A 26,199-nucleotide genomic window follows, 5' to 3' on the forward strand; every position below is an offset into this window, starting at 1 on the left:
ATTTATCTACCTCATTTAGTAGTAAATATAGAATCATTCATTCTCTCCTTAGATTCTTTCTGTAGTTTTTCCATAAACTCAGTTAAATCCATATCTTTTATTTCTTGCGAAGAACGTGTTCTAATAGATAATTTACCATTAGAAACTTCCTCTGCTCCTATTATAACTGTATATGGAGTTCTTTGCAAGCGATATTTTTTTATCTTAGTACCTAAATTATCATTACTTTCATCTATTTCTACTCTGAAACCGGCCTCTTTTAACTTTTTAGCTACTTCATGAACCCTATCAATTTGAGGCTTTTCATTAAGAACGTTAACAACAGCCACTTGTATAGGAGATAACCACAATGGAAACTTACCATTATAATGCTCTACCAATATACCTATAAAACGCTCCATTGAACCAAGTATAGCCCTGTGAAGCATTACAGGAGTATGTTTTTTACCGTCTTTACCCTCATAGCTAATTTCAAATCTCATAGGAAGTGAGAAGTCAACTTGTAAAGTACCGCATTGCCAGTTTCTGTCAAGAACATCTTTAATATTAAAGTCTATTTTAGGACCATAGAAAGCTCCATCGCCTTCATTAACTTTATAGCTTATGCCAAGTTTATCCAAAGCATTCATTAAAGATTTAGTAGCAAGCTCCCAAATCTCATCGCTTCCTATTGATTTTGCTGGTCTTGTAGAAACAAATATTTCAAAGTCCTTAAAACCAAAGTCTTTATATACAGATAAATAATATTCTATAGTATTAATAATCTCATCGCCTAATTGCTCTTCTGTACAGAATATATGAGCATCATCTTGAGTGAAAGCTCTTACTCTAAATAGTCCATGCAAAGCACCAGAAAGCTCATGTCTATGCACAAAACCAAGCTCAGCAACCCTTAAAGGCAAATCTCTATAACTATGTATATTAGAATTATAAACAATCAAACCGCCTGGGCAGTTCATAGGTTTTACAGCATATTTAGTGTCATCAATTTCTGTAAAATACATATTTTCTTTATAGTTATCCCAGTGTCCGCTTCTATGCCATAATTCTTCATTAAGTATAGCAGGAGTTTTTATCTCAACATATCCGCGTTTATCATTTTCATTTCTTATATATGATTCAACTGCCTTATAAATAATCATGCCGTTAGGATGCCAGAAAGGAAAACCGGGACCTTCATCATGGAAACTAAATAAGTTTAATTCTTTACCTAATTTTCTATGGTCCCTCTCTTTTGCCTCTTTAAGCTTTTTAAGGTATTTATCTAATGCTTCTTTACTTTCAAAAGCAGTACCATATATACGAGAAAGCATTTTGTTGTTTGAGTCGCCTCTCCAATAGCTTCCTGCAACAGACATAAGTTTATAAGACTTTATATAGCCTGTTGAAGGTACATGCGGCCCTCTGCAAAGGTCTATAAAATCGCCTTGTTCATAGAATGATACAGTATCTGCATCTATACCTTCTATAATTTCAACTTTATAAGGTTCATTTGCTTTCTTGAAATATTCTATAGCTTCATCTTTTTTCATTACTTTTCTTACTACAGGAATATTTTCTTTTACAATTTTTCTCATTTCATCTTCTATTTTTGGTAAATCCTCTTCTGTAAAAGGTTTCTCAGCATCAAAGTCATAATAAAAACCGTCTTTAATAGCTGGTCCTATAGTAACCTGAGTATTAGGATAAAGTCTTCTAACTGCCTGAGCCATTAGGTGGCTTGTAGAGTGTCTTAATATTTCAAGCCCCTCTTCGGTGGTGTTAAGTATCAATTCTAAATCGCCGTCTGTTTCAGGCATATATGTAAGGTCAACTTGTGTTCCATTAAACTTTGCTGCTACTGCATCTTTGGAATCTTTTTTTGCGTTTTGTTTAAGGAAGTCTAATAAAGACTCTCCGTTGGACAAGTCATAAGACTGTCCTAAATAATTAATTTTTGACATTATAACACCTCTTTGAATTGATACTTATTATTTACAATAATATGCAAATAATTTGAAATATTATAACATATTCTGTTTTATAGTCAATTAGAATAATATATTTAATTTTTTTGATTTATTAGAATAAAGTAATATTTTTTATATAAAAACAATTAGAGTATTTTATAATTGAATAGAAATATTTTTTTGTAAAACTAATCAATAGGTATAACAAATCTAGTCTCTTCTTCAAAACTCCACTGCACCTGCCAAGTATTACCATAAATTTGATCAAGTAAAATAAATGTATAAATATTAGAAGTAGGATATAAAGTAAATCTGCCAAGGCTTTTTTCTTTTCCTCCTGAAAGATCAACCGTATTTAATTCTACAGAAAAACGATTATCACCTTTTATATCGTATTGAACTATCCATATTCTGCCTGTTGTAGTTTCTAATTTTAAAAAAGTCCATATATTTGCTGTTCTAAATAACCTGTATTTTACAGTTGGTGATTGAGAAGGCTCATAAATATCTATCTCTCCATATAAAAAGGCAGTACAAAAAATAAATAAAATAATAAAAGTTTTTATTTTCATCATAAATACCTCTTTAATCTAAAATCAATTAAATACATTTAAAATTGTAACATGTACTTGCCTATAAGTCAATTATCAAAAACAATATTATATAAAAAATAAAAGACCGACACATACAAAACAATGCCAGCCTTAAAATATATTAACATTCTAATAAATAGTTAATATATTATCATTTTATTATATTATTTGATTTCATATATTCTATTGTTTTATTTATTCTATTCATACAATCTTTTATTTTATTTATTGAACAAGCACAATTAATTCTAAGAAAAGTTTTTCCTTCTATACCATATGTTGAACCACTCATTATTGCAACTTTACCTATCTCTATTAAATATTTTTGAAAAACTTCTTCTGTTATATTTAGTTTAGAATAGTCTATCCATGCAAAATATGCTCCGTCTGGCATATCACATTTTAATATAGGAATATTTTTATTTAAATAATCAATTATATATTTTATATTATTATTTATATATTTTAAAAGTTCATTAAGCCAATAATCGCAATTGTTATAAGCAGTAATAGTTGCTATTATACCTAATATAGGAGGAGAAGATAATGCATCTCTTTCTTTTAATATTTTTAAAAATTCGTCTCTGTCATTCTTATTTTTTATAAAAAGATAAGAACCTCCTAAAGCAGGAATATTAAAAGTTTTCGAAGCAGAAGTACATAAAACCATATTATCATAATCAGAAACTGCAAATATAGGAATATGTTTTTTATTATATACTATATCCATATGTATTTCATCAGATATTATATAAACATTATATTTCTTACAAATATCTATTATCTTTTTTAATTCTTCAATATCCCAAACTTTTCCAACAGGATTATGAGGCGAACAAAATACAAAAACTTTTGATATTTTACATTTATCTTCAAAATCATTAAAATCTACTTCATACTTTGGATCAGATTTTTTTAATGAAGAAGATATTATATTTCTATTATTGGCTTTAATAGTCTTAAAAAATCCGTCATAAGCTGGAGTTAATATTAATACATTATCATTAATATTAGATTTCATTCTTATAAAATTTGATACGGCATATATAACACTAGGACTATATACTATGTCATCTTTATTGATATCAAAATTAAATCTTTTTTTATACCATAATTCTATTGAATTTTTAAAATCATCATGATTCCATCTGCTGTAGCCAAATATTTTATGATTTACTCTATTTATTAAAGATTCTATTATTTCATCAGGAGAAGCTAAATCCATATCTGATATAGTAAACGGCAAAAGATCATTAACACCAAATCTATCTTTTATATAATCCCATTGAGTACAATAAGTTCCTTTTCTGTTTATAATAGTATCAAAATCCATGATGTTTCCTCATTATAAATATTTAATTAAATTATATTGCTACATAATCGATTAATAAGTTTTAATTATGCAGCAAATATATTTTATTTTTAATTTAGCTTTTTATAAGTTTATCTAATTTATTTTTAACAACATGTACTTGATGTCCTATAATTATTTGAAGATTTGTTTCATCTAATTTTACTATAGCTATAGCACCAGTTGCTTTTATTTCTTCTTCATTTATTACACCCATATCTTTAACAACTAATCTAAGTCTAGTAATACAGTTGTCAAGTGAAACTATATTTTCTTTGCCTCCAATAGCTTTTAACATTCTTTCAGCATCATACCCACCAAGTTTTACACTATCGCCTTCAGCAATAATCTCTCTTCCAGGAGTTTTCAAATCAAACTTTAATATAGCAAATTTGAATACGAAATAATATATAGCAAACCATACAACGCCTACAACAGGCACTAAATACCAATTAGTTCTAGTACCTTGTAATACTCCGAATACTATGAAATCAATTAAATTTCCATCAGTATTTCCTATAGCAACCTTTAATATACCCATAGTCATAAATCCAAGTCCAACCATTATACAATGGAATATATAAAGCACAGGAGATATAAATAAGAATATAAACTCTAAAGGTTCAGTAATTCCTCCTATCATACAAGCTATTACACCAGATGTTAATAAACCTTTAATTTTATTTTTATTTTCTGGTCTTGCAGTATGATACATAGCAAGTGCTACTGCAGGAAGTCCGAATAAATATGAAGGCATTTTTCCTTGTGATAAAAATCTCGTTACATTAGGATCTAAAATACCATTTGCAAACTCTTTATAGAATATAGTTAAAGCACCTGATACAGTTTCTCCATTAATAACAGCATCACCTCCTGCTGAAGTAAATCTAATCATAGCAACAAGTATATGGTGAAGTCCGAAAGGTCTTAATAATCCTTCTCCTGTACCAAATAAGAATGGTCCGAAAATACCAGCTTTCCCTATTAAATTACCAACACCTATGATTAATTTATTGAAAGTAGGCCATATAAAAGGTATTAATAAACTTATTACACCAACTATCACAGAAGTAGCAATAGGCACAAATCGAGCACCGCCGAAGAATGCCAATGCATCAGGAAGTTTGATTTCATGAAATTGATTATGTATTTTAGCTACTATAATACCTATTAATATACCGCCTAATACACCAATATCTATACTTTGTATACCCATTACCATAGCCTGGCCTGCTTCTTTCATATCTTCTGCTGATGCTAAAGTGCCTGTAGCTCTTAATAAGAAATTAACAGATAAGCAAGATATAACAAATCCTACATATCCTGAAAATGCTGCAACACCTTTATCATCTCTTGCAAGTCCTAATGGAATAGCTATTGCAAACATTGCTGGAAGATTTGAAAATGCAAAAGAACCTATTGTTGCCATAAATTCAAAAAATACTTTTATAATAGGTGTTTTTAAAAATGGCAAAACTTCCGCAGTTACAGAACTAGAAAATGAACTTCCTATACCAAGCATAATACCGCATGCTGCAAGTAAAGAAACAGGAAGCATAAATGTTTTTCCTAATCCTTGGAAAAATTCCCAAAAATTAACTTTCTTATTCATATTAGATACCTCAACACTTTAATTTATTAATATGTTATTTATGTTTAGCATGCAAAATATAAAAAATCAATATAAATAATATTTCACTTTTTTTTGAATTTTTTTGTATAGTTTATTTGTTATAATATTTTTCTATTACTAGTATAATATTTTCAGATGATTTTTGATTTATTATGTCATTTATTAATATATCATCTTCAGCAATTTTCATTATTTGAGATACCATTTGTAAATGTTCTGTTTTATTATTAGCTATTATAAAGAATAAAATGTTAGCTTCTTTATCGTTTATTATAATTGGCTTATCACATACAATTAAATGCACAGAAGATGTATTTTCACAACTATTTATATTTGTATACATGTTACTAATGAGAAAGACTTTTTCTTTTATAAAAAAATATTGTCCAAATTTATTTAATATATTAGCAAACAAGTCAATATCTTTATTATTAATATATTTATCAGCTAAAAAATTATTTAGAATATTTTGAATATTTATATTATTTTTTAGAATATGAATATTTTTTCTTTTTAAAATTTTTGAAATATCATAAACATCTTTTATATCATTATAAATAAATTTTGAAAATTTCTTTTTTATTTTTTCTATTAAAATTTCTTTACTATTATAATTTTTATCTATTATTTTTATGAGTTCTTTTAATGAAATTTTATCATAAGGATAAATATACTTCTCTATAATTTTAGATATATAATAAATTTCTTCTTCTCTTAAAGGTTCCTGCAAATACGACATATTATCATTTACACATAATTTAACTTTATTAAATATACTAATATCTAAATTATAAAAATCCAACTTATCATCTATACAAAAATTATTTTTAATTCTATATATTGCTGGTAAAAGATATCTGATAAGCTCATTTACAAGTTCTTCCTCTATTGGAATATTCATACATTCTAAGATTTTTAATATAAATTTTTCTGATATTATTTTATTTTCATAGAAATGTTCATTATAATATTCGCTTATAAAATATTCAGTTAAATGAAGTATTTCATATTTATAATTTTTATTATTATCTCTAGTCAATAAAAAATGATTAAATATATATTGTATTTTTTTGTATTCAGGAAGCTTAATTAAAAAATCGGCATTATTTTTTTTATTTATTATATGATTAGTTTTTATTCTTTCTAATGTAGCTATTAAATATATAGACATTATATTTTTGAATTTATTAGAAAATTCTGATTTAAATTTCTTTTCCACTTCAACTATTATATCATTTATAACATTAATATCTATTTTGCTAATATATTCTTTTAATATAGATAGTTCCATTTTTTCATTTGGATACACTGCTTTTATATAATTAACTTCATTTGATTCTATACTAACATACTGAAGCATATTCAAAAATTTTAAATGCCTTAATTTCTTTTCATTGCCGCCCAATATTATTTTATTAATATCCAAATAAAAATATAAATCAAAATTATTAAGATACTTTTTTAAATCATTAATATCATTTTTAATTGTAGTTCTGCTTACATTTAAAAATCTTTCCAATCTTGATATAGTTACATTATTTTTAAAAAGAAAATTAAATAAAATATATTGTTTTCTTTCCTCCTGAGATAATAAATATTCTCTTATAGGTATTTTATCAATAAAAGAAATCAAGGTATTATCATCTATACAAAAATAGAGTTTTCCATTTTTTATATATATTTCAGGCATTGAATATTTTTTCAAATAATAGTTAATATTATCAATATAATATCTTACAGCCCTAGTAGTAATTTTATACTTTTCTACTAATATATTTATGGATATTGGATTATTATTAATTTCTGTTAATATATCCAAATAAACTTTAGTTAAACTCATATTTTATAATTAATTTAACGCTTTTAATTCTTCTACCTCTTTAGCAAACAATTTCAAAGCACTCTCCACTACTTCAGGCTTAGTCATATCAACGCCAGCAACTTTTAGATTCTCTATAGGAGTCCTGCTTCCTCCGCTTCTTAAGAATTTTAAATAATTGTCTCTATTTGTGTAGTCGCCTTTAGCATTGCCTTCAAGTACCCCATTAGATAAAGCAACAGCAGCAGACATACCTGTAGCATATTTATAAACATAAAACGAACGATAAAAATGAGGTATTCTCAAAGCCTCCAAATCGCTTGTCTCTTCAAGAACCGATTTCTCTCCAAAATATTTTTTAAGTAAATCTTTATAAACATTTCTTATAAGCTCTAATGTTGTAGGGTTGCCTTCTTCTGCTTCTTTGTGAATTATATGTTCAAACTCTGCGAACATGGTTTGTCTAAACACTGTAGCAACAAATCCGTTTATATCTTTATTGAGTAAAAATGCCTTAACTTCTTTTTTGCTTTCATTTTGCATAAGATAATTAAATAAAAGTTTTTCATTGAAAGTGGATGCAACTTCAGCTTCAAATATAGTGTAATCATGATGCTGGAAAGGGTTATTTTTTCTGCTGTAATAGCTATGCATACTATGTCCTGCCTCATGAGCTAAAGTAAATACTGATTCAATGCTTTCGTTTCTGAAGTTCATAAGTATATAAGGCTCTGATACATAACAGCCAGCTGAAAATGCACCGCTTGTTTTTCCTTTATTCTCATATTTATCAACCCATCTTGAATTAAGACCTTTTGTGAGAGTTGATACATATTCTTCACCCAGTGGTGATAGAGCTTTATTTAAAACATCTATTGCCTCGTCGAACGTATGATATAACTTAACATCTTTTACCACTGGGGCATATTTATCATATTGTCTAAAGTCGTTAATACCTAATTTGTTAGCACAATATTCGTAGTAGCTATGAAGTGCAGGTAAAGCATTATGCACACTTTCAATCAAACTGTCATAAACACTCACAGGTATATCATCAGCAAATAATTCCATCTCGCGTACACTATTATAATTTCTTACTCTCGAATCAAATATATCTTGTTTTATTTGGCTTGCATAAAGTTCTGCTAATGTGTTTTTATGTTTATCATATTCTTTATAAAATTTATTGTAGCTGTTTTTTCTTATTTCTCTGTCATGGCTTTCTTGAAAACTTGAGAATGTTGCATGAGTTAAAGGAGTTTTTGTGCCGTTATGTTCTAATTCACCAAAGTCTAAATCGGAGTCATTTAAAGTATCGAATACATTTGAAGCAGTTGATGCTAATTCTCCTTGAAGAGCTAATATTCTCTCCTCTTTCTCAGACAATGTGTGAGGTTTGTATTTTAATATATTTCTCAAATAGATTAAATAATCTTTTAACACCTCGTCTTTCAAAAAGCTATTAATCTTTTCATCATCAATACTCATTAATTCAGGCTCAAAATAGCTCATATTAGCAGATATCTCTGAAGAAAGTTTTGAGAATCTTGCCACTTTTATATTAGAATCATTATTAGTTAAATCTTCTGTTTGTTTTAAGAATGCATAAGAACCTAACTTTTCTAATATTATAGAAGCTTTCATTATAGTGTCTAATATATTTTTTAATTCAGAAGCTGAGTTAGATAATTTTCCTTTAAACTTACTTACTTCCTTTGAAAAATCTTCCATTGATTTAAAATCTTTTTCAAACTCTTCATCATTTTTATATAATAAACTTAAATCCCAAGTATCTTCTATTTTCACATCTTTTCTTTCTATTAAAGTATTTGATTTATTTTCATTGCTCATATAATATTCACTCCTTAATATTTTTTTATAAAAACATATTAAAACCTATATTTGTAAATTATAACATAATATAGCGTTTTACAAAATAAGAAATAAATATATAATAGTATAAAATATTTATTTTGGAAATATTATTTTGGAACAATATATTATTGTTAATGAAAAAACAATCAAAGGACAAATCACTAAATTAAATAAAATTATAAAAAATAATAATTTGCATAAATTAAATAATGAATTAGAAAAAATATTGTACAGCGAGTTAAAAGCTGGAAATGGAATAAGAGAAATATCTGTTGGCGGTTTTGGAGATGAAAAACATTTATATATTTTTCTAAATAAACCTTTTATTGAAAAAATAATAAAATATACTAAAAATACAAAGTATATAGAAATTAATGACCCTCATTATTGGAAGGCAGAATATACAGATATAAAAAATAAACAAACTATAGCATGCTCTTTTTAAAAATGATAACATAAGGAGATTTATAATGGATACTTTAAACTTTAGCAATATAGAACAAATTATGACTTTTTATCTAATATTTAATTTTATAATATTTATGTGCTTAATTTATATAGTAGTATCTTTGCTATTTAGATTAATTCCAAAAAAGAAAGAAGAAAATAAAAAGGATTTAAAACAAGAAAATAAAAAATTAAAAAGAAGAAAAAGAAAAGATATAATCGAATTATTCTGGACTGAAGATAAAGATAGTAAATCAAAAACTATTATAAAAAGAGCTGTTTTTATATTTTTTATAATATTTACATCATATTATATATTTAATTCTGTTAGTTTTATTATAGAAAATATTGATATTGTAAAGAGGGTGCTAAAAATAGAATAAGAAAAGTTTTAGCATTCTTTATCAGCTAATCATGAAAAATGGTATTAAAACTATTGATAATTTTTATTTTTATATTAAACTCTTTTCTATGATTATATTTAGCATATTTTATATTTTATTAAATGTACTTTTTACTATTATTTTATTTATAGTAGCTTTGATTTTATTTATTTTAGTGAGACCTTTTAGTAAAACTCTTTCAATAAAGATTACTCATAATATAGCAAAATTGTGGGGAACTTTCTTAATGAAAAGTGCTTTTATTTCTTTTGATATTGAAGGCAGAGAGAATTATGATTATAAACAAACCTATTTAATAACTCCAAATCATCAAAGTGCTTTTGACATATTTTGCTGTTTTGCAATATTTAAAGGTATGTTTGCCTTTGTTTCTAAAGATACATATGGAAAAGTACCTATGGTTGGGTTTGGTATGAGTTTGGCTAATTATATATTCGTGAAGAGGGGAACTATAGGGGCTGCTAAATCTATAGATGATATGGAAGATAGGCTTAAATCAAAAACTAGTATTATCATATATCCAGAAGGTACCAGAAGCAAAGACGGTGAGATTAAAAAACCAAAAAGAGGAATATTAAAAATTGCTGAAAGATGTGAAGATATAGCTGTACTTCCTGTTGTTATATATGGTACTAAAGATATTATGAAAGCTAAAAGTTTTGTGTTAAGACCATTTAAGAGAGTAAAGATAAGATTTTTAAAACCTTTCTATTTTAAAGATATAGAAGGTGATGATAATGCTAAATTAGATTATTGGCATAACATAATGACAAAAAATTATGATGAATTAAGAAATAAATAATATCTAATTTCTATTTATAATGCTTAAATTCTTGACATTATAGCTATAATATAGTACCTTAAAAATATAGGTATTGGTATGTTGAGCTTAAAAGAAATTAATGAGATAGTAGATAAAAATTACAAATCAAAATATGATAAAACAACTTCATTTATAGATAACAAAATTATTTCTAATGTTCTTGCTAAAGATAAGAATACTGTTGTTTGTGTTAAGGTTATAAGGTTTATTATGGGGGCTTATTTAGAATTAAAAGAACCTTATAGGGTAGATGTTGTTGATGAGATTGGATATTCTTTAGATGAAGAGAGTTTTAGAGGGGCATTAGAAAATATATATATTAATTTTTCTGAAGATAATAAAACTAAAAATGTTCTATATCCATATTGCATATTTGCTTCTAATGGTCAGATTAATAAGCTTTACAAAAAGGCAAAAAATATTGCAAGCAGAAGATTTAAATATGCTTCTTTTATAATGGAAGCTATATTTTTATCTTCAAAGAATATTGCTTTTTATTTGATTTATGAAGCTTCAAAAAAGTTTAAGCAAGTTAGTGTGAGAAATAAATGCCGAGATATGTTTTATACCATTTCTCATAAAATGAATATGACAGAAGAAGAGTTTGCTGATATTATTATGCCTAATTTTGGATTTGATAGAGAGGGTATTCGCATTGTTAAAACAGATGATAGAATATTTAGAATAACTTTGAAAGATAATTTTTCTATTAATATTTTTGATGAAAATAACAATAAAGAACTAAAAACTTTTCCAAAAGATTTTCCTATTGATATAAAAACTGAACTAACTACATTAAAAACTGAATCAAAAAAAATCTTAAAAATACAAACAGAAAGGTTGATTTATGTTTTTATGAATGGAAGGAAATGGCAGTTTAATAATTGGAAAGATTTATTTTTATATAATCCATTTATAAAGATGTTTGCTGTTAATTTAGTTTGGGCTATATATGATAAAAAAAATACTTTATTAAATAGTTTTAGATATATGGAAGACGGCACATTTAATGATATAAATGATGAAGAGATTTTTATTAAAGATGATGCTATTATAGGTTTATTAAGTCCAATAGAAGTAAAAAAATCTATTATAGAAAAATGGCAAAAACAAATTTTAGATTATGAAATAGAACAGCCTTTTGAGCAGCTTTCTGCAAAAACAAAAACTTCTTTAATAAAAAAAATGCCTAATGTTCTTACTGTAGGCACTATTAAAAATATTGCTGATAAATTTTCTATGATTAGAGATGATGTTAATGGTGTTGTTACTAAGGGGTATGTTTTTTATGATGATTATAATGATGCTTCTATTTACCTAAAATTATCAAATGTTTATTATGCATCTAACAATAATGATGAAACGGAAATAGAGATAAAATTCAATGAATATGCAGATGAAAGATTTAAATATGGATTTTATTTAATATTATCTTCTTATTTGAAATAACTGCAAATAATGTGATTTAAAATCAAAAAAACGATTTATTTTTATCTAAATATTGTTTTAAATGTCGATATCTTAATTGACAAAAAATATTGCATATTATATGATATAAAGAAAGGTAACATAATATGGTAAGCGTTATAATACCAGTATATAACACTGATAAATATTTATCTCATTGTTTGGATAGCTTAATTAATCAGACTATTAATAAAATAGAGATAATATGTGTCAATGACTGCAGCAGTGATAATAGCAAAGAAATTATAAAAGAGTATGCTTTAAAAGATAAAAGAATAATATTAGTAGATAATAAAATAAAACATGGTGCAGGCATATCTAGAAATATTGGATTAAATATTGCTAAAGGCGATTATGTTTTTTTTATGGATTCTGATGATTATATCTCTAATAATTTTTTGCAAGAATTATATAATACAGCTAAAAAATATGATTCTGATTATGTTAGCAGTTTAAATATATATGATGTTATAGATTCAAAAGAATATGTATCTCATTTAAATAGAGTAAGTTTTTTAAGTGATGATAATTTAGAAGGAATATCAAGTGCTAATATTAAAAACTTATCTCCTACAGATAAAGAAACTATTGAAGAGTCGACTTGGTCAAAACTATGGAGAAGAGAGTTTTTAATAAATAATAATATTTACTATTCTTCTATACTTTGCTATCAAGATACAGAGCAGTTTTTTAAATCTCTTATTCATAACCCAAAAATATCTTTTAATCATAAGCCGATATATTATTACAGACAGCATATTCACACTATATCTACTAAAAAAAATACTGATATTAATTATTTTAAAACATTGTTTGTATTGTTAAGAAATTGTATAGATTATTATAAAGAAGATTATAATTATATTCCTTATCTTATTAAAAATTTCTTTGAGCTTTCAAATAGAGCCATAGAAAAATTTGCAGATAAAAATCTAGCTTTAAATACATTTATAGAAGAGTTAAAAATGTTAGATTTAGATGAGAGTTATTTTATTAATGAAAGAGAATATTTAAAAGATTTCATATCTGATTATTATACATTAGTTTATAAAGATTATGCTTATCAAGTATAAATTTATTATTTGATTTTTCTTGACAAATATAAGTTTTGTGTTATAGTTTAACTAACTGACTAAGTTAGTCAGTAATATAGAATATGCAAAAATATAATGAATACTAATATACCAGAAGAAAAAAAAGAAGCTATAATAAACGCCTCAATCGAAGAGTTTGCAAAACATGAATATAAACATGCAATCTTAGAAAATATTGCGGGTAATGCCAATATATCAAAATCTTTATTATTATATCATTTTAAGACTAAGAAAAGATTATATGAATATGTTTATAATTATGTATATGAATATATAGAAAAGATAATTGCCGATTCTGATTTTTATAAGATAACAGATTTTTTTGAACTTATGGAATATTCTTTTTATAAAAAATTAGAAATGATGGAGAGGTATAAATCTATATTTGATTTTCTAATACAGGGATATTTTGATGAGAGTGAAGATGCGAAAGAAATTGTAAATATGTATAGAGATAAAAAACAGATAGATATAAACAATTATTTTAAAAATATTGATGTAAGCAAGTTTAAAGATGATGTGAATATGCAAGATATTATACAAATGATAACATACACATCTGAAGGTTATTTGCAAAGCAGAAAGAAAATGACTAAAAAAATAGATAAAGAAGATATGATAAAGCAGTATTCTAAATGGATGAATATGTTTAAGCAGATTTCATACAAGAAAAAATATTTATAAGGCATAAAGGAGGTATTAATTTATGTCTGTAATAAAAGTAGAAAATATTAGCAAAGATTATGGAAGCGGGAGGGGAGTATTTGATTTATCTTTTGAAGTAAATAAAGGCGAAATATTTGGAATGCTTGGGCCTAATGGAGCAGGCAAGACAACAACTATAAGGCAGTTAATGGGGTTTATAAAGTCTGATAAAGGCAGTGCTGAAATATTAGATATGGAGTGTTTTGCTAATAGAGAGAACATACAATCAAAACTTGGATATTTGCCCGGAGAAATTGCTTTTATGGACGAGATGAAAGGAAGTGATTTTATAAAATTTATTGCTGAAATGAAATCTATAAAAAATAAAAATAGAATTAAAGAGCTTACTGATTTATTTGAACTTGATGCGGGTAGAAAAATAAAGAGTATGTCAAAAGGAACAAAACAAAAAATAGCTATAGTATGTGCTTTTATGAATGAGCCTGAAGTTGTTATATTAGATGAGCCTACAAGCGGACTTGACCCTTTGATGCAAAAAAAGTTTATTGAGTTGATTTTAGAAGAGAAGAAAAAAGGCACTACTATTTTTATGTCATCTCATATATTTGAAGAGATAGAGAAAACATGCGACAGAACTGCTATATTAAAAGAAGGTAAACTTATAGCAATAGAGAATATGGAAGAATTAAAATCTAAAAAGAATAAAAATTTTGAAGTGGTTTTTAAAACAAATGAAGAAGCATTAAATTTTAAAAATAAAATTGGTTTTAAATCAGAGATAGATAATAATATTGTAAAAGTTTCGATTGTTAGTAATGAAGTTAATAATTTTATAAAAGAACTTAGCAACTATAATATATTAGATATTAATTCATCAAGTCAAACTTTAGAAGAGTTATTTTTGCATTTTTACAGTAATTGATTTTTATAATAATAGGAGTTTGTATGTTTAATTTAGTTTTATTAAAAAAAGAATTCAAATCAAATTTTAAAATATTATTAATATTTGCTTTGGTATTAACTATGTATGGAGCAATTATAGTTTCTATGTTTGACCCTAAACTTGTTGATAGTTTAAACTCTATGGTTGAGAGTATGCCTCAGATGTTTGCTTTATTTGGAATGAATAATTTTTCAAGTAATTTAACTGACTTTTTAATTGATTATTTATATTCTTTTTTGCTTATTATTTTTCCATTAGTTTTTATTGTTTTGTTGGTTAATAGGCTTGTTATAAGATATATAGATAAAGGGAGCATTGCATATTTATTTGCAACACCAAATTCAAGAATAAAAATAATATCTACACAAATATTAAGTGCAATTTTAGAAATATTTATATTAAACTTATATATTACTATGCTCCTTATAATTACAAGCGAGATTATGTTTAAAGGAGAGCTTGATATAGTAAAACTTATAATTATTAATGTAGGTCTTTTTGGTTTATGGTTTGCTTTTTTGGGAATATGTTTTTTAAGCTCTGTTAGTTTTTCTTCTACAACAATTTCTCTTTGGGCGGGTGCTGGGATTTGTATACTCTTTATGCTTTTTCAAATGATGTCGAGAGTAGGAGAGAAGGCAGAGTTTTTTAAATATTTAAGTATTATAACATTATTTAGTCCTTCTAAATACAGCACAGATTTTAATATATTTTTAATTGGTGCTGTATGTTTATTTGCTGTTGGAATAGCAACAAATATATTGGCTGTTATTATATTTAATAAAAGAGATATTTCTGTTTAAAAAATATTATTTTAAGAAGTTTATATTAAAATATTATATTTAAGTTTATATGTTTTTGATAAAAGTTATTTAATAAAAATAAAAAAGGGTATCAATTATTAATAATTAATACCCTTTTATAAAAAACATTATTTAATTTTATTCTCTATATACATAGAAAAATCTGTTCATACCCAATTTATCAAATACAACACCTTTCAAATTAGGACGCATTAAAGCTGATGTTGTATGGAAATATAAAGGTATTATAGGCATATCATTTATAAGTATTTTTTCAGCATCATGAAAAGCTTTCATTCTTACAGCATTATCTCCGCTATTCATAGCAATATTTATAAGCCTATCATATTCAGGATTATTGTAGCTTGAATGGTTTTGGTCGCTGTAGCTTAAGAACATAGCTAAGAAAGTAAGAGGGTCATTATAATCTGCAAACCAGCTATGCATAGCTATTTCAAAGTTTTTATCAACTCTTGTCTGTTGAAATACTGCCCATTCCTCGGCAGAGAAAGTAACATCTATATTTAATACCTCTTTCCACATTTGCTGTATAGGCTCAAATATCTCTAAATTTCCTCCGCCCTGATTGGATTTAAACTCTATTACAGGAAAACCTTCACCATTAGGATAGCCTGCTTCTGCCAATAATGCTTTTGCTTTTTCTATATTTTCCTGATGTTTATCCTCACTTACTTCATAATAGTTTCCGCCGTTTTCTCTAAAGTCGCCTTCAACATCAGATACTCCATAAGGAACAAAAGCTGCAGCTGGTATCTGTCCTGCTCTGGTAACATTTTGTACAATATAATTTCTGTCAATAGCTAAAGTTAAAGCCTGTCTTACTTTAGGGTCTTTAAGAACTTCATTAGTGCAGTTAATCATATAAAAATATATACCTAAGCTTACATTAGTTTGTATAAAGCCCTCATTTCTAAGTGCTTCTATTTCCTGAACAGGAGGTGAACCGCCGTAATCTAAGCTTCCGTCTTTTATACTTGCTATGGCTACTGTAGGATTATCCATAAGTATAAATTCTAATTCATTAGGAACTATTGTTGAAGCGTTCCAATAGTTTGTATTTTTCTCTAAAATTAATCTGTCATCAATTCTTCTCTCTTTCATTATAAAAGGACCATTTCCTATATATGTTGAAGCATCTCTAGTCCATCCATCAGGATTAGCTTCTACTATATCTTTTCTTATAGGAAATAAAGTAGGAAAAGCTGTTAATTCCAAGAAATATGCAGTAGGAGATTTTAATTTTACTTCTAATGTTCTTTCATCTAAAGCTTTTACTCCCAAATTAGATTTATCCATTTTTCCTTCAGTTATCTCTTTAGCATTCAATATAGGCTCTAACTGATAACTATATCCGCTTGCAACTATAGGATCAACTGCTCTTTGCCAAGAATATACAAAATCTTCAGCCTTCACTTTTTGTCCGTCAGACCATTTAGCATTATCTCTTATATAAAAAGTATAAGTTAAACCATCTTCACTTATATCCCAGCTTTCAGCAACTCCTGCTACAATTTTATTATCTTTATCTTTAGTTGTGAGACCTTCAAATGTATGAACTATGTATGTAGCTCCGTCTATAGAAGTGTTTAATGTAGGATCTATCGTTTGCGGCTCGGGTCCTATTCTTATTTTTATAGCATTGGAAGAAGCTTTCTGACACCCAATAGCTATAAAAATAATAAACAAAGTTAGTAAAAAAATCTTTTTTATCATTTTTGTACCTCAAATTATATTTTTATATATTTATTATAGTAAAATAAATTAATAATTTCAATTTTTTATACTAGTATAATGCTTAAATATGCCTTTATTGGTTAATTAATAGATATTTAAGCTAATTCTATAATATATTAAAAGTTTATAGTTAATTTATTTTTATATAATGGCATTGATATAAGAGAAATATTTTTTTAATGATATGAAACTTATTATTTATTTAACAAATAACTTGAAGTTTTTAAAGTATGGGAATTTATTGCAAATCTATGAGTTATAAAATATTAAAAAACTTTTAATAAATATTTGTTAATTTATAATAATTTAAACTAAATAAAGTGTTTTAGTGTAAATTTTTAGGTGTGAAGTAAAAAATATAATACATTTATAAAATAGTTTGTTTTTATAAATGTATTATATTATTACAATTTATCCTATACACTCACAAAGTATTGAAACAGCCTTTTCTAATTCTTTATCTGTTATTGTGAGAGGAGGAAGAAGTCTTATTTTATTTTTTGCTGTTAGAGGAATAACTCCTTTTGATATGCATTTTTCTACTATTTCCCTTGCATTTAATCCTTCTTTTAAACCTATTCCAAGCATTAAACCTATTCCGTCAACACTCACAACATTATCAAGTTTTGTTAATTTACTTTTTATATATTTAGATTTCTTTTCAACTTCTTTTAATAAGTTCTTGTCTATGATGTTTAACACTTCTAAAGCTCCCGCAGCAACAACAGGATTAGCACCGAATGTAGAAGCATGATCTCCCGGAACAAATACACAGGAGCATTTTTTACTCATAAGCATTGCCCCTATAGGAAGACCGCCTCCTAAACCTTTTGCTAATGTAGTGATGTCTGGTTTAATGCCGAAATGTTCAGAACATAAAAACTTTCCTGTTCTTCCTACACCAGTTTGCACTTCATCAACTATAAAAAGTATATCATTTTCTTCGCAGTATTTTTGCACTTTCTGTACATATTCTTTATCAAGCGGTATAACTCCGCCTTCACCCTGTATAAGCTCCATCATTACAGCACATGCATTGTCTTTTAATTTTTCTATAGTGTCTTCATAGTTGTTTGCTTCTGCAAATGAAAAGCCTTCCAAAAATGGAAAAAAGAAATTATGGAAAACGTCCTGACCTGTAGCTGAAATTGTACAGATAGTTCTTCCATGAAAAGAGTTTTTTAATGTTACTATTTTATTTCTTTTATAATTTTTATCATTATTGGCATATTTATTAAAAGAGTATTTTCTTGCACATTTAATTGCAGCTTCATTTGCTTCAGCACCAGAATTGCAGAAGAATGCTTTATCATGTTTTGTAATAGTGCATAGCTTTTTTGACAAATCAATATAAGGTTTTGTGTAGAAAAGATTTGAAGTGTGCTGAAGTGTTTGAGCCTGATTTATTACAGCATTAATCCAGTTTTTATTTCCATAACCTATGCTATTAACACCAATACCGCTTCCTAAATCAATATACTCTCTTCCTTCTACATCTTTTAATTTTGTCTCTTTTCCAGATTCTAAAACTAAATCGAATCTTGCATAAGTGTTAGCAACATATTTTTTACTGTTATTAATATATTCTTTTTTTAATTTTGATTTTTCATTGTTTTGATTATTATTATTTGTTTTTTTAGATGCCATATTTTTATCCTCATTATTTAGTTTATATTTATTAGTCTTTATAAAACATTGTTCCTATACCTTCATCAGTAAACATCTCTATTAATAATGAATGGCATAATCTTCCGTCTATTATAAATACTTTTGAAACTCCATTTTTTACAGCATCTATACAATGCTTAACTTTAGGGAGCATTCCTCCAGATATAGTGCCGTTATTTATTAGATTATCTATATCTTTAATATTTATTTGGCTTATCAAAGTGCTTTCATCATCTTTATCTTTTAGAAGCCCTGGTGTGTCTGTCATATATATTAATGTTTCAGCCTTTAAGCTTTCAGCTATTTTTGCAGCAGCAGTATCAGCATTAATATTATAAACACTTCCTTCATTATCGCATCCAACAGTAGCAACTATTGGAATGTATTCGTTTGTTATTATAGTATTAAGCAAATGAGTATTAACCTCATCAACATTGCCCACAAATCCTAAGTCAGTATCTCCTATATATTTACTTACTTTAAACATGTTTCCGTCAATGCCGCATATACCTAAACATTTACCGCCGCAGCTTTCAAGAGAAGCCACTAACTCTTTATTAACTTTTCCAGCAAGAACCATTTTTACTATTTCAGCAGTTTCGCTGTCTGTGTATCTTAATCCATTTATAAACTTTGATTCTTTTCCTACTTTGTTAAGCATAGCAGTAATGTCTTTTCCGCCTCCATGAACCACTATAACATTTATTCCCACAGTAGAAAGCAAAGCAACATCGCTCATTACTTTCTTTTTTAATTCAGGGTTTTCCATAGCACTTCCGCCGTATTTTATAACAACTGTTTTTCCTGTATATTTTTGTATATATGGAAGTGCTTGATTAAGTATTAGTGCCTTATCTCTATTTGAAATATTATCCATTTTTATTTCCTTTATATTGCTATATAAAATTTTAGCTTCTGTATGAACCGTTAATTTTTACATAGTCATAAGTTAAATCACAGCCCCAAGCCACAGCCTTGCTATCTCCACAATTCATATTTATTGTAACTTTTATCTCATCTTCTTTTAATATTTTTAAAGCCTCATCTTCATCAAACTCTACTCCATATCCATCTTTATAAACATTCATCTCACCATATTTTGAACCAACATTTATAGAAACTTTATTTATATCAAAATCCGCATCAGTATAACCTATAGCACAAGAAATACGCCCCCAGTTCATATCGCAGCCAAACATAGCAGCCTTAACTAAATTTGATGTTATTACAGATTTTGCAATCTTTCTTGCCAATTTTATATCGCTGGCATTTATTACTTCGCATTCTATTAACTTTGTAGCCCCTTCTCCGTCTTTAGCTATTGCTTTAGATAAATAAGTATTTGTCATATTTAATGCCTTGCAAAATATTTTATAATTATCATCTTCTTTATCTATCAAAGCGTTTTTAGCCTCTCCATTTGCAAGTACAACGCACATATCATTTGTAGAAGTATCTCCATCAACGCTAACCATGTTATATGTAGATTTTGTATCTTCGCTTAAAGCCTTCTGAAGCATTTCACTTGATATATTGCAGTCTGTTGTGATAAATGCGAGCATTGTAGCCATATTAGGGTGAATCATTCCGCTTCCTTTTGCTGTACCTCCAATATGCACTTTTTTACCATCAATTTCAAACTCATAAGCTATCTCTTTCATAAATGTGTCAGTTGTCATTATTGCAGCTGCAGCATTTTTGGCATGTTCTTTAGAGTGATTGGCATTGTCTATAAGGTCTTTTATATTTTTTTGTATAGGCTCAATTGGAAGAGGCACTCCTATAACACCGGTAGATGCCACAGCAACTTCTTTTTCATCAATACCGAGTACATCTGCAGTAAGTTTGCACATCTCTTTTGCTATCTCCACGCCGTTTTTATTGCAAGTATTAGCGTTTCCAGAATTGCATATAATAGCTTTTGCCTTTCCATCATTTAAATGCTCTTTGCTTACTGTGATGTTTGCTCCGCATGCTTTATTTTGAGTGTATACCGCAGCAGCAGAACATTGACTTTTACTATAAATTATTGCTAAATCTTTTTTTTCTTTATTTTTCTTTATTCCAGCATGTATTCCATTTGCTAAGAAACCTTCAGAAGCACATACACCGCCTTCAATTTGTTTGATATCTATCATTTTATTCTCCTATTGTTGTTTAATAAAAATTGTATACAAAATTATATTTTTTATTTTAATTATTTATGGGGGCTAGCCCCCATACCCCCAGTTCTTTTGTTGGCACAAAGAACCAAAAAGACTGCATTTAATAAAGAAACCTTTGTTTGTATCCATATTAAATAATTTACTATATATTATTTTTATATATTTAATTAAAAAGCTGGAGGTATTATATTCAAACCTTCATCTTCTTTTAAGCCTAAAGCTATATTCATGTTTTGTATTGCCTGTCCTGCAGCTCCTTTTACCATATTGTCTATTGTTGATACTATTATTAATTTGTTTGTTCTCTCGTCCATATGCAAAGATATATCACAGTAGTTTGAGTATTTAACATATTTTAAATTTGCTATCTCTCCAATATTTAATACTCTTACAAATGCTGAATCTTTATAAAACTTTTTGTAAATGTTATGTATATCTTCTAATTTAATATTTTTATTTTCTAATTTTGCATATATTGTTGAAACTATTCCTCTGTTTAATGGAAGCAAATGAGGAACAAAAGTAACTTTTATATTTTCACCGTATATATTTGATAATGTTTGCTCTATTTCTGGTGTATGTCTATGTTCGGCAATTTTGTATGGAGCAAATGCTTCATTACATTCTGTATAATGAGTATTTAATTTTAATTCACGTCCTGCACCAGTAGCTCCAGATTTTGAGTCGATTATAATATCATCTTTTTGTATTAATTTGTTTACTAAAGATGGTGCTAATGCTAAACCTATAGAAGTAGGGTAGCATCCTGGGTTTCCTATAATTTTTGCATTCTTTAATTCTTTTTTATTATAAACACTATCATATTTAATTATTTCAGGTATTGAATAAATTGCCTCTTTGTGGAGGTTTTTATATTTATATTCTTTGCCGTACCAATTTTTATAATCTTCTTCATCGTTCAATCTAAAATCAGCACCCAAATCTATAAATAAAATATTTTTTTCAAAGCATTTATTTGCAATGTCATCGCTTAAACCTGCGGGGAGTGATGCAAATACCACATCAGTATCTTCAAATATTTCATTTTCATCTAATAATAATTTATCTAAGTTTTTGTTTAAGTTAGGATATACTTCATTGATGTTTTTTCCAACAAAACTTTTTGAAGAAATATTTTTTAATTCTACTTTACTATGAGATAATAGCAGTCTAATTAATTCTGCACCTGCATATCCTGTTGCACCTATAACGGATACTTTTATCATAATACAATACTCCTATATATAATATTTAGAAATAATATGTTTTTTGTTTTTTTAATAAATTTTTTGTGAAATTATTTTATATAAAAGAATTTTAGAGGCTTAACGCCTTGAGAAATTATTTTTGATGTAAGAGATTATATTATACATTTTTATTTTTCCTAAAACTGTTTAATATTTGCATTGAATTATACTATGAATAGTATAAAAGTCAAGCATTTATAATAATTTTATAATGAAAATATAAATTGTTTTGATGAATATTTTGTAATAAAAAATATTTAAGATATTTTAATAAAAACTTATTAATACAGCTTGAAAAATCATATTTGTATTGTAGAATATGTGTGATTTGTTGCTGATAATTTAATATGGTTTGAATAATGATGCTTTGCTATTAAAAAAATTATCAAAAATATATTTACGGTTTGTCTTATATTATGAAAAAGAAATTTAATAAAAGATTATGTTTGATACTTACTTTATTAATTATTGTAATAGTGTTAATTGTATCTTGTGAAAAGTTTAATATATTAGGTCCTACTTATATACCGCCTGAAACAGATTTTAGATTGCCGGAAGACACAATACCCGGACATATTGATGTAAACCCAGTGCCTGCCAAAGACGGCGAAGTATTTGGAGGCTTTAGAAGGAAGTTTAGATATCAAGGCAAATGGTATATATTAGCTGACTATATGTATGATTATGACCCTAAAAGCAAAACATTAAATAAAAAAGCAGAAGATATAATACTTCAAATAGATGATAATGGAAATATAATAGTTTATGATAAAAACAGTAAAGGCTATTATGATTTATTAAGAATGAATGTAATAGAAGAAAACAGAGTTTTGTATGAATATTATGATTATGGAAAGTATTGGTATTCTTCAAGTTCTTTTACTACTAAAAATTGTAAAGGTAAAGAAAGAACTCATACATTTCGCACAAGCATAACTTTTAATAATGAGATAAAAACATCATCAGATTTAATAAATTGGACAATAGAGGGGGATCGTGATAATGTTTATAAAACTTTTCCTTCAGTAAGTACAGACCCTAATGCGAGCTTTCAAGGAAGATTTGGAGTTAGTTTTCAAACTGTAGAGTTTAAAGATTATATATATTTAATAAGTTTATCAGAAGATTTTTATGAGCAAAATCCAACTGGATGCCGAAATACAAGTTTAGGACCATTTACAGTAAGTAAAGATGTATATTATAGAGTATATAAAAATAAAGATACTTCAATTGGGGCTAATTGGGAAAAAAGAAATACTCCTTGGGGACAAAGAAGCCTTCTTAATATTCGCTATGATAAAAATAAAATATATGTTACAAAAGGAGAAAGGGGATATTATGAAAATGATCCTTCCATTAATAAATGGGTGAATAAATATGAAAAATTTGAAAATGATAATACTATATGGTCAACTACAGATGGCGTAACTTGGCAGGCAGAGCCTAATTCTTCAGCTTATGATAAGGCAAATGAAATATCTTATTCATTAGGAGGGGATTTACCTTATATACAAAATAGAATAAAAACGCCTGAAGAGCCTAATTGGATAAAGCTAAATGACGGCAGATATTATAAATCAGATAACTCTCCTTATGAAACTTATAAAATTAATAAAAAATATTATTATGTGCCTATACCTCCTTATGAAGAGATAAGAGAGGCTTATTACAGCGGTCAGGAATATTTTACTATCACAGAAGAACATATAAAAACAGCGGGGCTTAATCAATTTTTAATTAAATATAAAGAACCTAATAAAGATGAAGATTGGGCTGTTATAACTCCTATAGACTATACAGATAAATTAATGGTATGGCAGAGCGGAGGCGAGAAAGTAATGCTTAATATTAATAATAAGGCAGTGCAGCTTGTGGACTATAGTCAAATAGAATATATGTATAATACTATTAAAGATTATTTTATTGTAATAAATGATTTAAGAAAAACAGCAAAAGAATATAGAGACGGAACTTATTGGCTTGAGGGTCAGCAAAAATATATAAAAGATGTACTTAAAGGTATGCAGTATGATGCGAGGGCTGATATGCTTGAGCTTTTAATGAATAATAGAAAGTACATTATGCCAGACAATGCTATTACGCATTATACTGTGGAGTTTAAATATTAATTTCTTTTCAATTATTTTTACGATTTAAAATATGTTTTGTTTTTATATAGAAAATTATATTAAGGATAAAAAATGAAAGCAATTTTTTTTACAGCATTATGTACTTTATTTATTTTTGTTTCATGCGGTAATTCAAATAATGCCAAACAAGAAACAGTAACTGATAATAATACAGCAGAAATCACACCATTACAACTTAGTGAAAATGAACAGGCTAATAATTATGATGTTGTTTATTTAGTTTCTGATACAGGCGAATATATTAACTCTGAAATAGCACAAAATGAAAGCAGCAATTTTGGATTTGTGTATTATAGGGATATTAATCAAAACTTAGATATCTTCAATGTTACAAAAGCGGGCGAGCTTGATGAAGGAAATATTTCAGCTGTTTCTTATGATAATAAAACATTAGAAGGAAATTTCCCAAGCATAGCATATCCTTTTGCTGCAAAAATAGACGGCAAAGATATGATTTTAAAATCAGCAAAAACTCCTGTAACAGGTGCTAAAATAATAGAATATAGCTATTCAAATGTTTCCCCAAAAGCTGATGACCCAAGAGTATTTCAATTTAAAACTGCAATATTTGCTCTAAACAATGACAGCAAATCTGCAATCATAGATAAAATTAATTTAGATATAAACAAAGATTTTGGCATCACTGATGTTAGCACTTTCAATGACCCAACAAAATTATTAACAGCTCAAAGTATTATAAGCAATAAAATGACTTCAATCTATGATGAATGGGTAAAGTCTGATTATATATCACATATAGAAAATTATTCTTCACAATTTGGTATAGATTATTTAAGTGAAAAAGTGGCATCTATCAATCAATTAGTTTATGAATATACAGGCGGAGCACATGGAAACTATGCTACAATTAATAGTGTGTATTCATTAGAAACAGGAAATAAATTGCAAATAGAAGATTTGATAACAGACTTAAATAATGCTGACTTACTTAACTTAGTAAAAGATAAACTAATAAAGATAGAAGGAAGAGATGCTAATTCTTATTTTGGATTAGATGAACTTACATTAGAAAATAACAATTTTTATTTAACATCAAAAGGTTTAGTGTTTACTTGGGGAATATATGAAATAGGTCCTTATGCAATAGGAGAAACAAGGGTATTAATTCCAACAGAAGAAATCAAAGCTTATTTAAAAGACGAATACAAAACTATATTTTAATAATTTTAATAAGAAAGAGGCAGTTATTGATTAACCGTCTCTTTTTTATATTCTATTTTATATAATTTATACTATGTAAATAATTTAGTAAATGCACAGGAGCCAGACATATTGCAGTTAGGAATTCCTTAATTTCTTAAAGTATAGCATAGGTGTATCATAATT

21 protein-coding genes are annotated in these 26,199 nt (G+C 26.8%); 10 read left to right on the top strand and 11 right to left on the bottom strand.

Annotated elements, in window-relative coordinates; translation table 11 throughout:
* Window positions 1-11 precede the first annotated feature (11 nt).
* The 6 genes from thrS to pepF all read right to left on the bottom strand — a co-directional run bounded on the left by thrS (window position 12) and on the right by pepF (window position 9,196).
* Entirely contained in the window at window positions 12-1,943 is a 1,932-nt protein-coding gene (gene thrS / locus Q0H31_RS05690) for a threonine--tRNA ligase (protein ID WP_295296264.1), read from the bottom strand.
* A gap of 194 nt (window positions 1,944-2,137) precedes the next feature.
* On the bottom strand, window positions 2,138-2,524 hold the full coding sequence (locus Q0H31_RS05695) for a hypothetical protein (RefSeq protein ID WP_295296265.1): 387 nt from the start codon (window positions 2,522-2,524) through the stop codon (window positions 2,138-2,140).
* A 169-nt stretch (window positions 2,525-2,693) separates the two neighbouring features.
* Window positions 2,694-3,875, bottom strand: a complete 1,182-nt coding sequence (locus Q0H31_RS05700) for a MalY/PatB family protein (protein WP_295296266.1) — start codon at window positions 3,873-3,875, stop codon at window positions 2,694-2,696.
* A 94-nt stretch (window positions 3,876-3,969) separates the two neighbouring features.
* Complete coding sequence (malX, locus tag Q0H31_RS05705) at window positions 3,970-5,505, bottom strand: maltose/glucose-specific PTS transporter subunit IIBC (RefSeq protein ID WP_295296267.1); 1,536 nt, start codon at window positions 5,503-5,505, stop codon at window positions 3,970-3,972.
* Window positions 5,506-5,617: 112 nt separating this feature from the next.
* The gene (locus tag Q0H31_RS05710; RefSeq protein WP_295296268.1) at window positions 5,618-7,366 is read right to left on the bottom strand and encodes an HTH domain-containing protein; all 1,749 of its coding nucleotides are present in this window, start codon (window positions 7,364-7,366) and stop codon (window positions 5,618-5,620) included.
* A gap of 9 nt (window positions 7,367-7,375) precedes the next feature.
* On the bottom strand, window positions 7,376-9,196 hold the full coding sequence (gene pepF, locus Q0H31_RS05715) for an oligoendopeptidase F (RefSeq protein ID WP_295296269.1): 1,821 nt from the start codon (window positions 9,194-9,196) through the stop codon (window positions 7,376-7,378).
* 136 nt (window positions 9,197-9,332) lie between these two features.
* Here pepF and Q0H31_RS05720 point away from each other — a divergent pair, with 136 nt between their 5' ends.
* From Q0H31_RS05720 to Q0H31_RS05755, 8 genes are all read left to right on the top strand, one after another.
* Entirely contained in the window at window positions 9,333-9,665 is a 333-nt protein-coding gene (locus tag Q0H31_RS05720; RefSeq protein WP_295296270.1) for a hypothetical protein, read from the top strand.
* Window positions 9,666-9,690: 25 nt separating this feature from the next.
* Entirely contained in the window at window positions 9,691-10,050 is a 360-nt protein-coding gene (locus Q0H31_RS05725) for a hypothetical protein (RefSeq protein ID WP_295296271.1), read from the top strand.
* An 88-nt stretch (window positions 10,051-10,138) separates the two neighbouring features.
* Window positions 10,139-10,873, top strand: a complete 735-nt coding sequence (locus Q0H31_RS05730) for a 1-acyl-sn-glycerol-3-phosphate acyltransferase (protein WP_295296284.1) — start codon at window positions 10,139-10,141, stop codon at window positions 10,871-10,873.
* Window positions 10,874-10,951: 78 nt separating this feature from the next.
* Entirely contained in the window at window positions 10,952-12,343 is a 1,392-nt protein-coding gene (locus tag Q0H31_RS05735; protein ID WP_295296272.1) for a DUF4132 domain-containing protein, read from the top strand.
* A 125-nt stretch (window positions 12,344-12,468) separates the two neighbouring features.
* Entirely contained in the window at window positions 12,469-13,434 is a 966-nt protein-coding gene (locus Q0H31_RS05740; RefSeq protein WP_295296273.1) for a glycosyltransferase family 2 protein, read from the top strand.
* A gap of 96 nt (window positions 13,435-13,530) precedes the next feature.
* Window positions 13,531-14,139: a TetR/AcrR family transcriptional regulator gene (locus Q0H31_RS05745; protein ID WP_295296274.1), complete on the top strand. Its 609-nt coding sequence runs from the start codon at window positions 13,531-13,533 to the stop codon at window positions 14,137-14,139.
* A gap of 22 nt (window positions 14,140-14,161) precedes the next feature.
* Window positions 14,162-15,043, top strand: a complete 882-nt coding sequence (locus Q0H31_RS05750) for an ABC transporter ATP-binding protein (protein WP_295296275.1) — start codon at window positions 14,162-14,164, stop codon at window positions 15,041-15,043.
* Between the two features lie 23 nt (window positions 15,044-15,066).
* Entirely contained in the window at window positions 15,067-15,867 is an 801-nt protein-coding gene (locus tag Q0H31_RS05755) for an ABC transporter permease (RefSeq protein WP_295296276.1), read from the top strand.
* 138 nt (window positions 15,868-16,005) lie between these two features.
* Here the strand turns inward: Q0H31_RS05755 and Q0H31_RS05760 are convergent, their stop codons facing one another.
* The 5 genes from Q0H31_RS05760 to argC all read right to left on the bottom strand — a co-directional run bounded on the left by Q0H31_RS05760 (window position 16,006) and on the right by argC (window position 22,681).
* Window positions 16,006-17,601, bottom strand: coding sequence for a peptide ABC transporter substrate-binding protein (locus Q0H31_RS05760; protein WP_295296277.1), 1,596 nt, complete (start codon window positions 17,599-17,601; stop codon window positions 16,006-16,008).
* Window positions 17,602-18,033: 432 nt separating this feature from the next.
* Entirely contained in the window at window positions 18,034-19,269 is a 1,236-nt protein-coding gene (locus Q0H31_RS05765; protein WP_295296278.1) for an aspartate aminotransferase family protein, read from the bottom strand.
* Window positions 19,270-19,300: 31 nt separating this feature from the next.
* Entirely contained in the window at window positions 19,301-20,167 is an 867-nt protein-coding gene (argB, locus tag Q0H31_RS05770; RefSeq protein WP_295296279.1) for an acetylglutamate kinase, read from the bottom strand.
* 31 nt (window positions 20,168-20,198) lie between these two features.
* Window positions 20,199-21,428 carry a bifunctional glutamate N-acetyltransferase/amino-acid acetyltransferase ArgJ gene (gene argJ, locus Q0H31_RS05775; RefSeq protein ID WP_295296280.1) on the bottom strand — a complete coding sequence of 410 codons (1,230 nt, stop codon included), beginning with the start codon at window positions 21,426-21,428 and terminating at the stop codon, window positions 20,199-20,201.
* Between the two features lie 194 nt (window positions 21,429-21,622).
* Entirely contained in the window at window positions 21,623-22,681 is a 1,059-nt protein-coding gene (gene argC, locus Q0H31_RS05780; protein ID WP_295296281.1) for an N-acetyl-gamma-glutamyl-phosphate reductase, read from the bottom strand.
* A gap of 437 nt (window positions 22,682-23,118) precedes the next feature.
* Here argC and Q0H31_RS05785 point away from each other — a divergent pair, with 437 nt between their 5' ends.
* Window positions 23,119-24,831, top strand: coding sequence for a hypothetical protein (locus Q0H31_RS05785; protein WP_295296282.1), 1,713 nt, complete (start codon window positions 23,119-23,121; stop codon window positions 24,829-24,831).
* Between the two features lie 72 nt (window positions 24,832-24,903).
* Window positions 24,904-26,034 (top strand): RsiV family protein, encoded by a 1,131-nt coding sequence (locus tag Q0H31_RS05790; protein WP_295296283.1) that lies wholly within the window; start codon window positions 24,904-24,906, stop codon window positions 26,032-26,034.
* Window positions 26,035-26,199: the final 165 nt, after the last annotated feature.

Source organism: uncultured Brachyspira sp. (assembly GCF_934747485.1).
GTDB lineage: Bacteria > Spirochaetota > Brachyspiria > Brachyspirales > Brachyspiraceae > Brachyspira.

Bases quoted from the DNA above. Each gene is read 5' to 3' on its own strand.
- thrS (WP_295296264.1), bottom strand. From the start codon at position 1,943: ATGTCAAAAATTAATTATTTAGGACAGTCTTATGACTTGTCCAACGGA.
- Q0H31_RS05695 (WP_295296265.1), bottom strand. From the start codon at position 2,524: ATGATGAAAATAAAAACTTTTATTATTTTATTTATTTTTTGTACTGCC.
- Q0H31_RS05700 (WP_295296266.1), bottom strand. From the start codon at position 3,875: ATGGATTTTGATACTATTATAAACAGAAAAGGAACTTATTGTACTCAA.
- malX (WP_295296267.1), bottom strand. From the start codon at position 5,505: ATGAATAAGAAAGTTAATTTTTGGGAATTTTTCCAAGGATTAGGAAAA.
- Q0H31_RS05710 (WP_295296268.1), bottom strand. From the start codon at position 7,366: ATGAGTTTAACTAAAGTTTATTTGGATATATTAACAGAAATTAATAAT.
- pepF (WP_295296269.1), bottom strand. From the start codon at position 9,196: ATGAGCAATGAAAATAAATCAAATACTTTAATAGAAAGAAAAGATGTG.
- Q0H31_RS05725 (WP_295296271.1), top strand. From the start codon at position 9,691: ATGGATACTTTAAACTTTAGCAATATAGAACAAATTATGACTTTTTAT.
- Q0H31_RS05730 (WP_295296284.1), top strand. From the start codon at position 10,139: ATGATTATATTTAGCATATTTTATATTTTATTAAATGTACTTTTTACT.
- Q0H31_RS05735 (WP_295296272.1), top strand. From the start codon at position 10,952: ATGTTGAGCTTAAAAGAAATTAATGAGATAGTAGATAAAAATTACAAA.
- Q0H31_RS05740 (WP_295296273.1), top strand. From the start codon at position 12,469: ATGGTAAGCGTTATAATACCAGTATATAACACTGATAAATATTTATCT.
- Q0H31_RS05745 (WP_295296274.1), top strand. From the start codon at position 13,531: ATGAATACTAATATACCAGAAGAAAAAAAAGAAGCTATAATAAACGCC.
- Q0H31_RS05750 (WP_295296275.1), top strand. From the start codon at position 14,162: ATGTCTGTAATAAAAGTAGAAAATATTAGCAAAGATTATGGAAGCGGG.
- Q0H31_RS05755 (WP_295296276.1), top strand. From the start codon at position 15,067: ATGTTTAATTTAGTTTTATTAAAAAAAGAATTCAAATCAAATTTTAAA.
- Q0H31_RS05760 (WP_295296277.1), bottom strand. From the start codon at position 17,601: ATGATAAAAAAGATTTTTTTACTAACTTTGTTTATTATTTTTATAGCT.
- Q0H31_RS05765 (WP_295296278.1), bottom strand. From the start codon at position 19,269: ATGGCATCTAAAAAAACAAATAATAATAATCAAAACAATGAAAAATCA.
- argB (WP_295296279.1), bottom strand. From the start codon at position 20,167: ATGGATAATATTTCAAATAGAGATAAGGCACTAATACTTAATCAAGCA.
- argJ (WP_295296280.1), bottom strand. From the start codon at position 21,428: ATGATAGATATCAAACAAATTGAAGGCGGTGTATGTGCTTCTGAAGGT.
- argC (WP_295296281.1), bottom strand. From the start codon at position 22,681: ATGATAAAAGTATCCGTTATAGGTGCAACAGGATATGCAGGTGCAGAA.
- Q0H31_RS05785 (WP_295296282.1), top strand. From the start codon at position 23,119: ATGAAAAAGAAATTTAATAAAAGATTATGTTTGATACTTACTTTATTA.
- Q0H31_RS05790 (WP_295296283.1), top strand. From the start codon at position 24,904: ATGAAAGCAATTTTTTTTACAGCATTATGTACTTTATTTATTTTTGTT.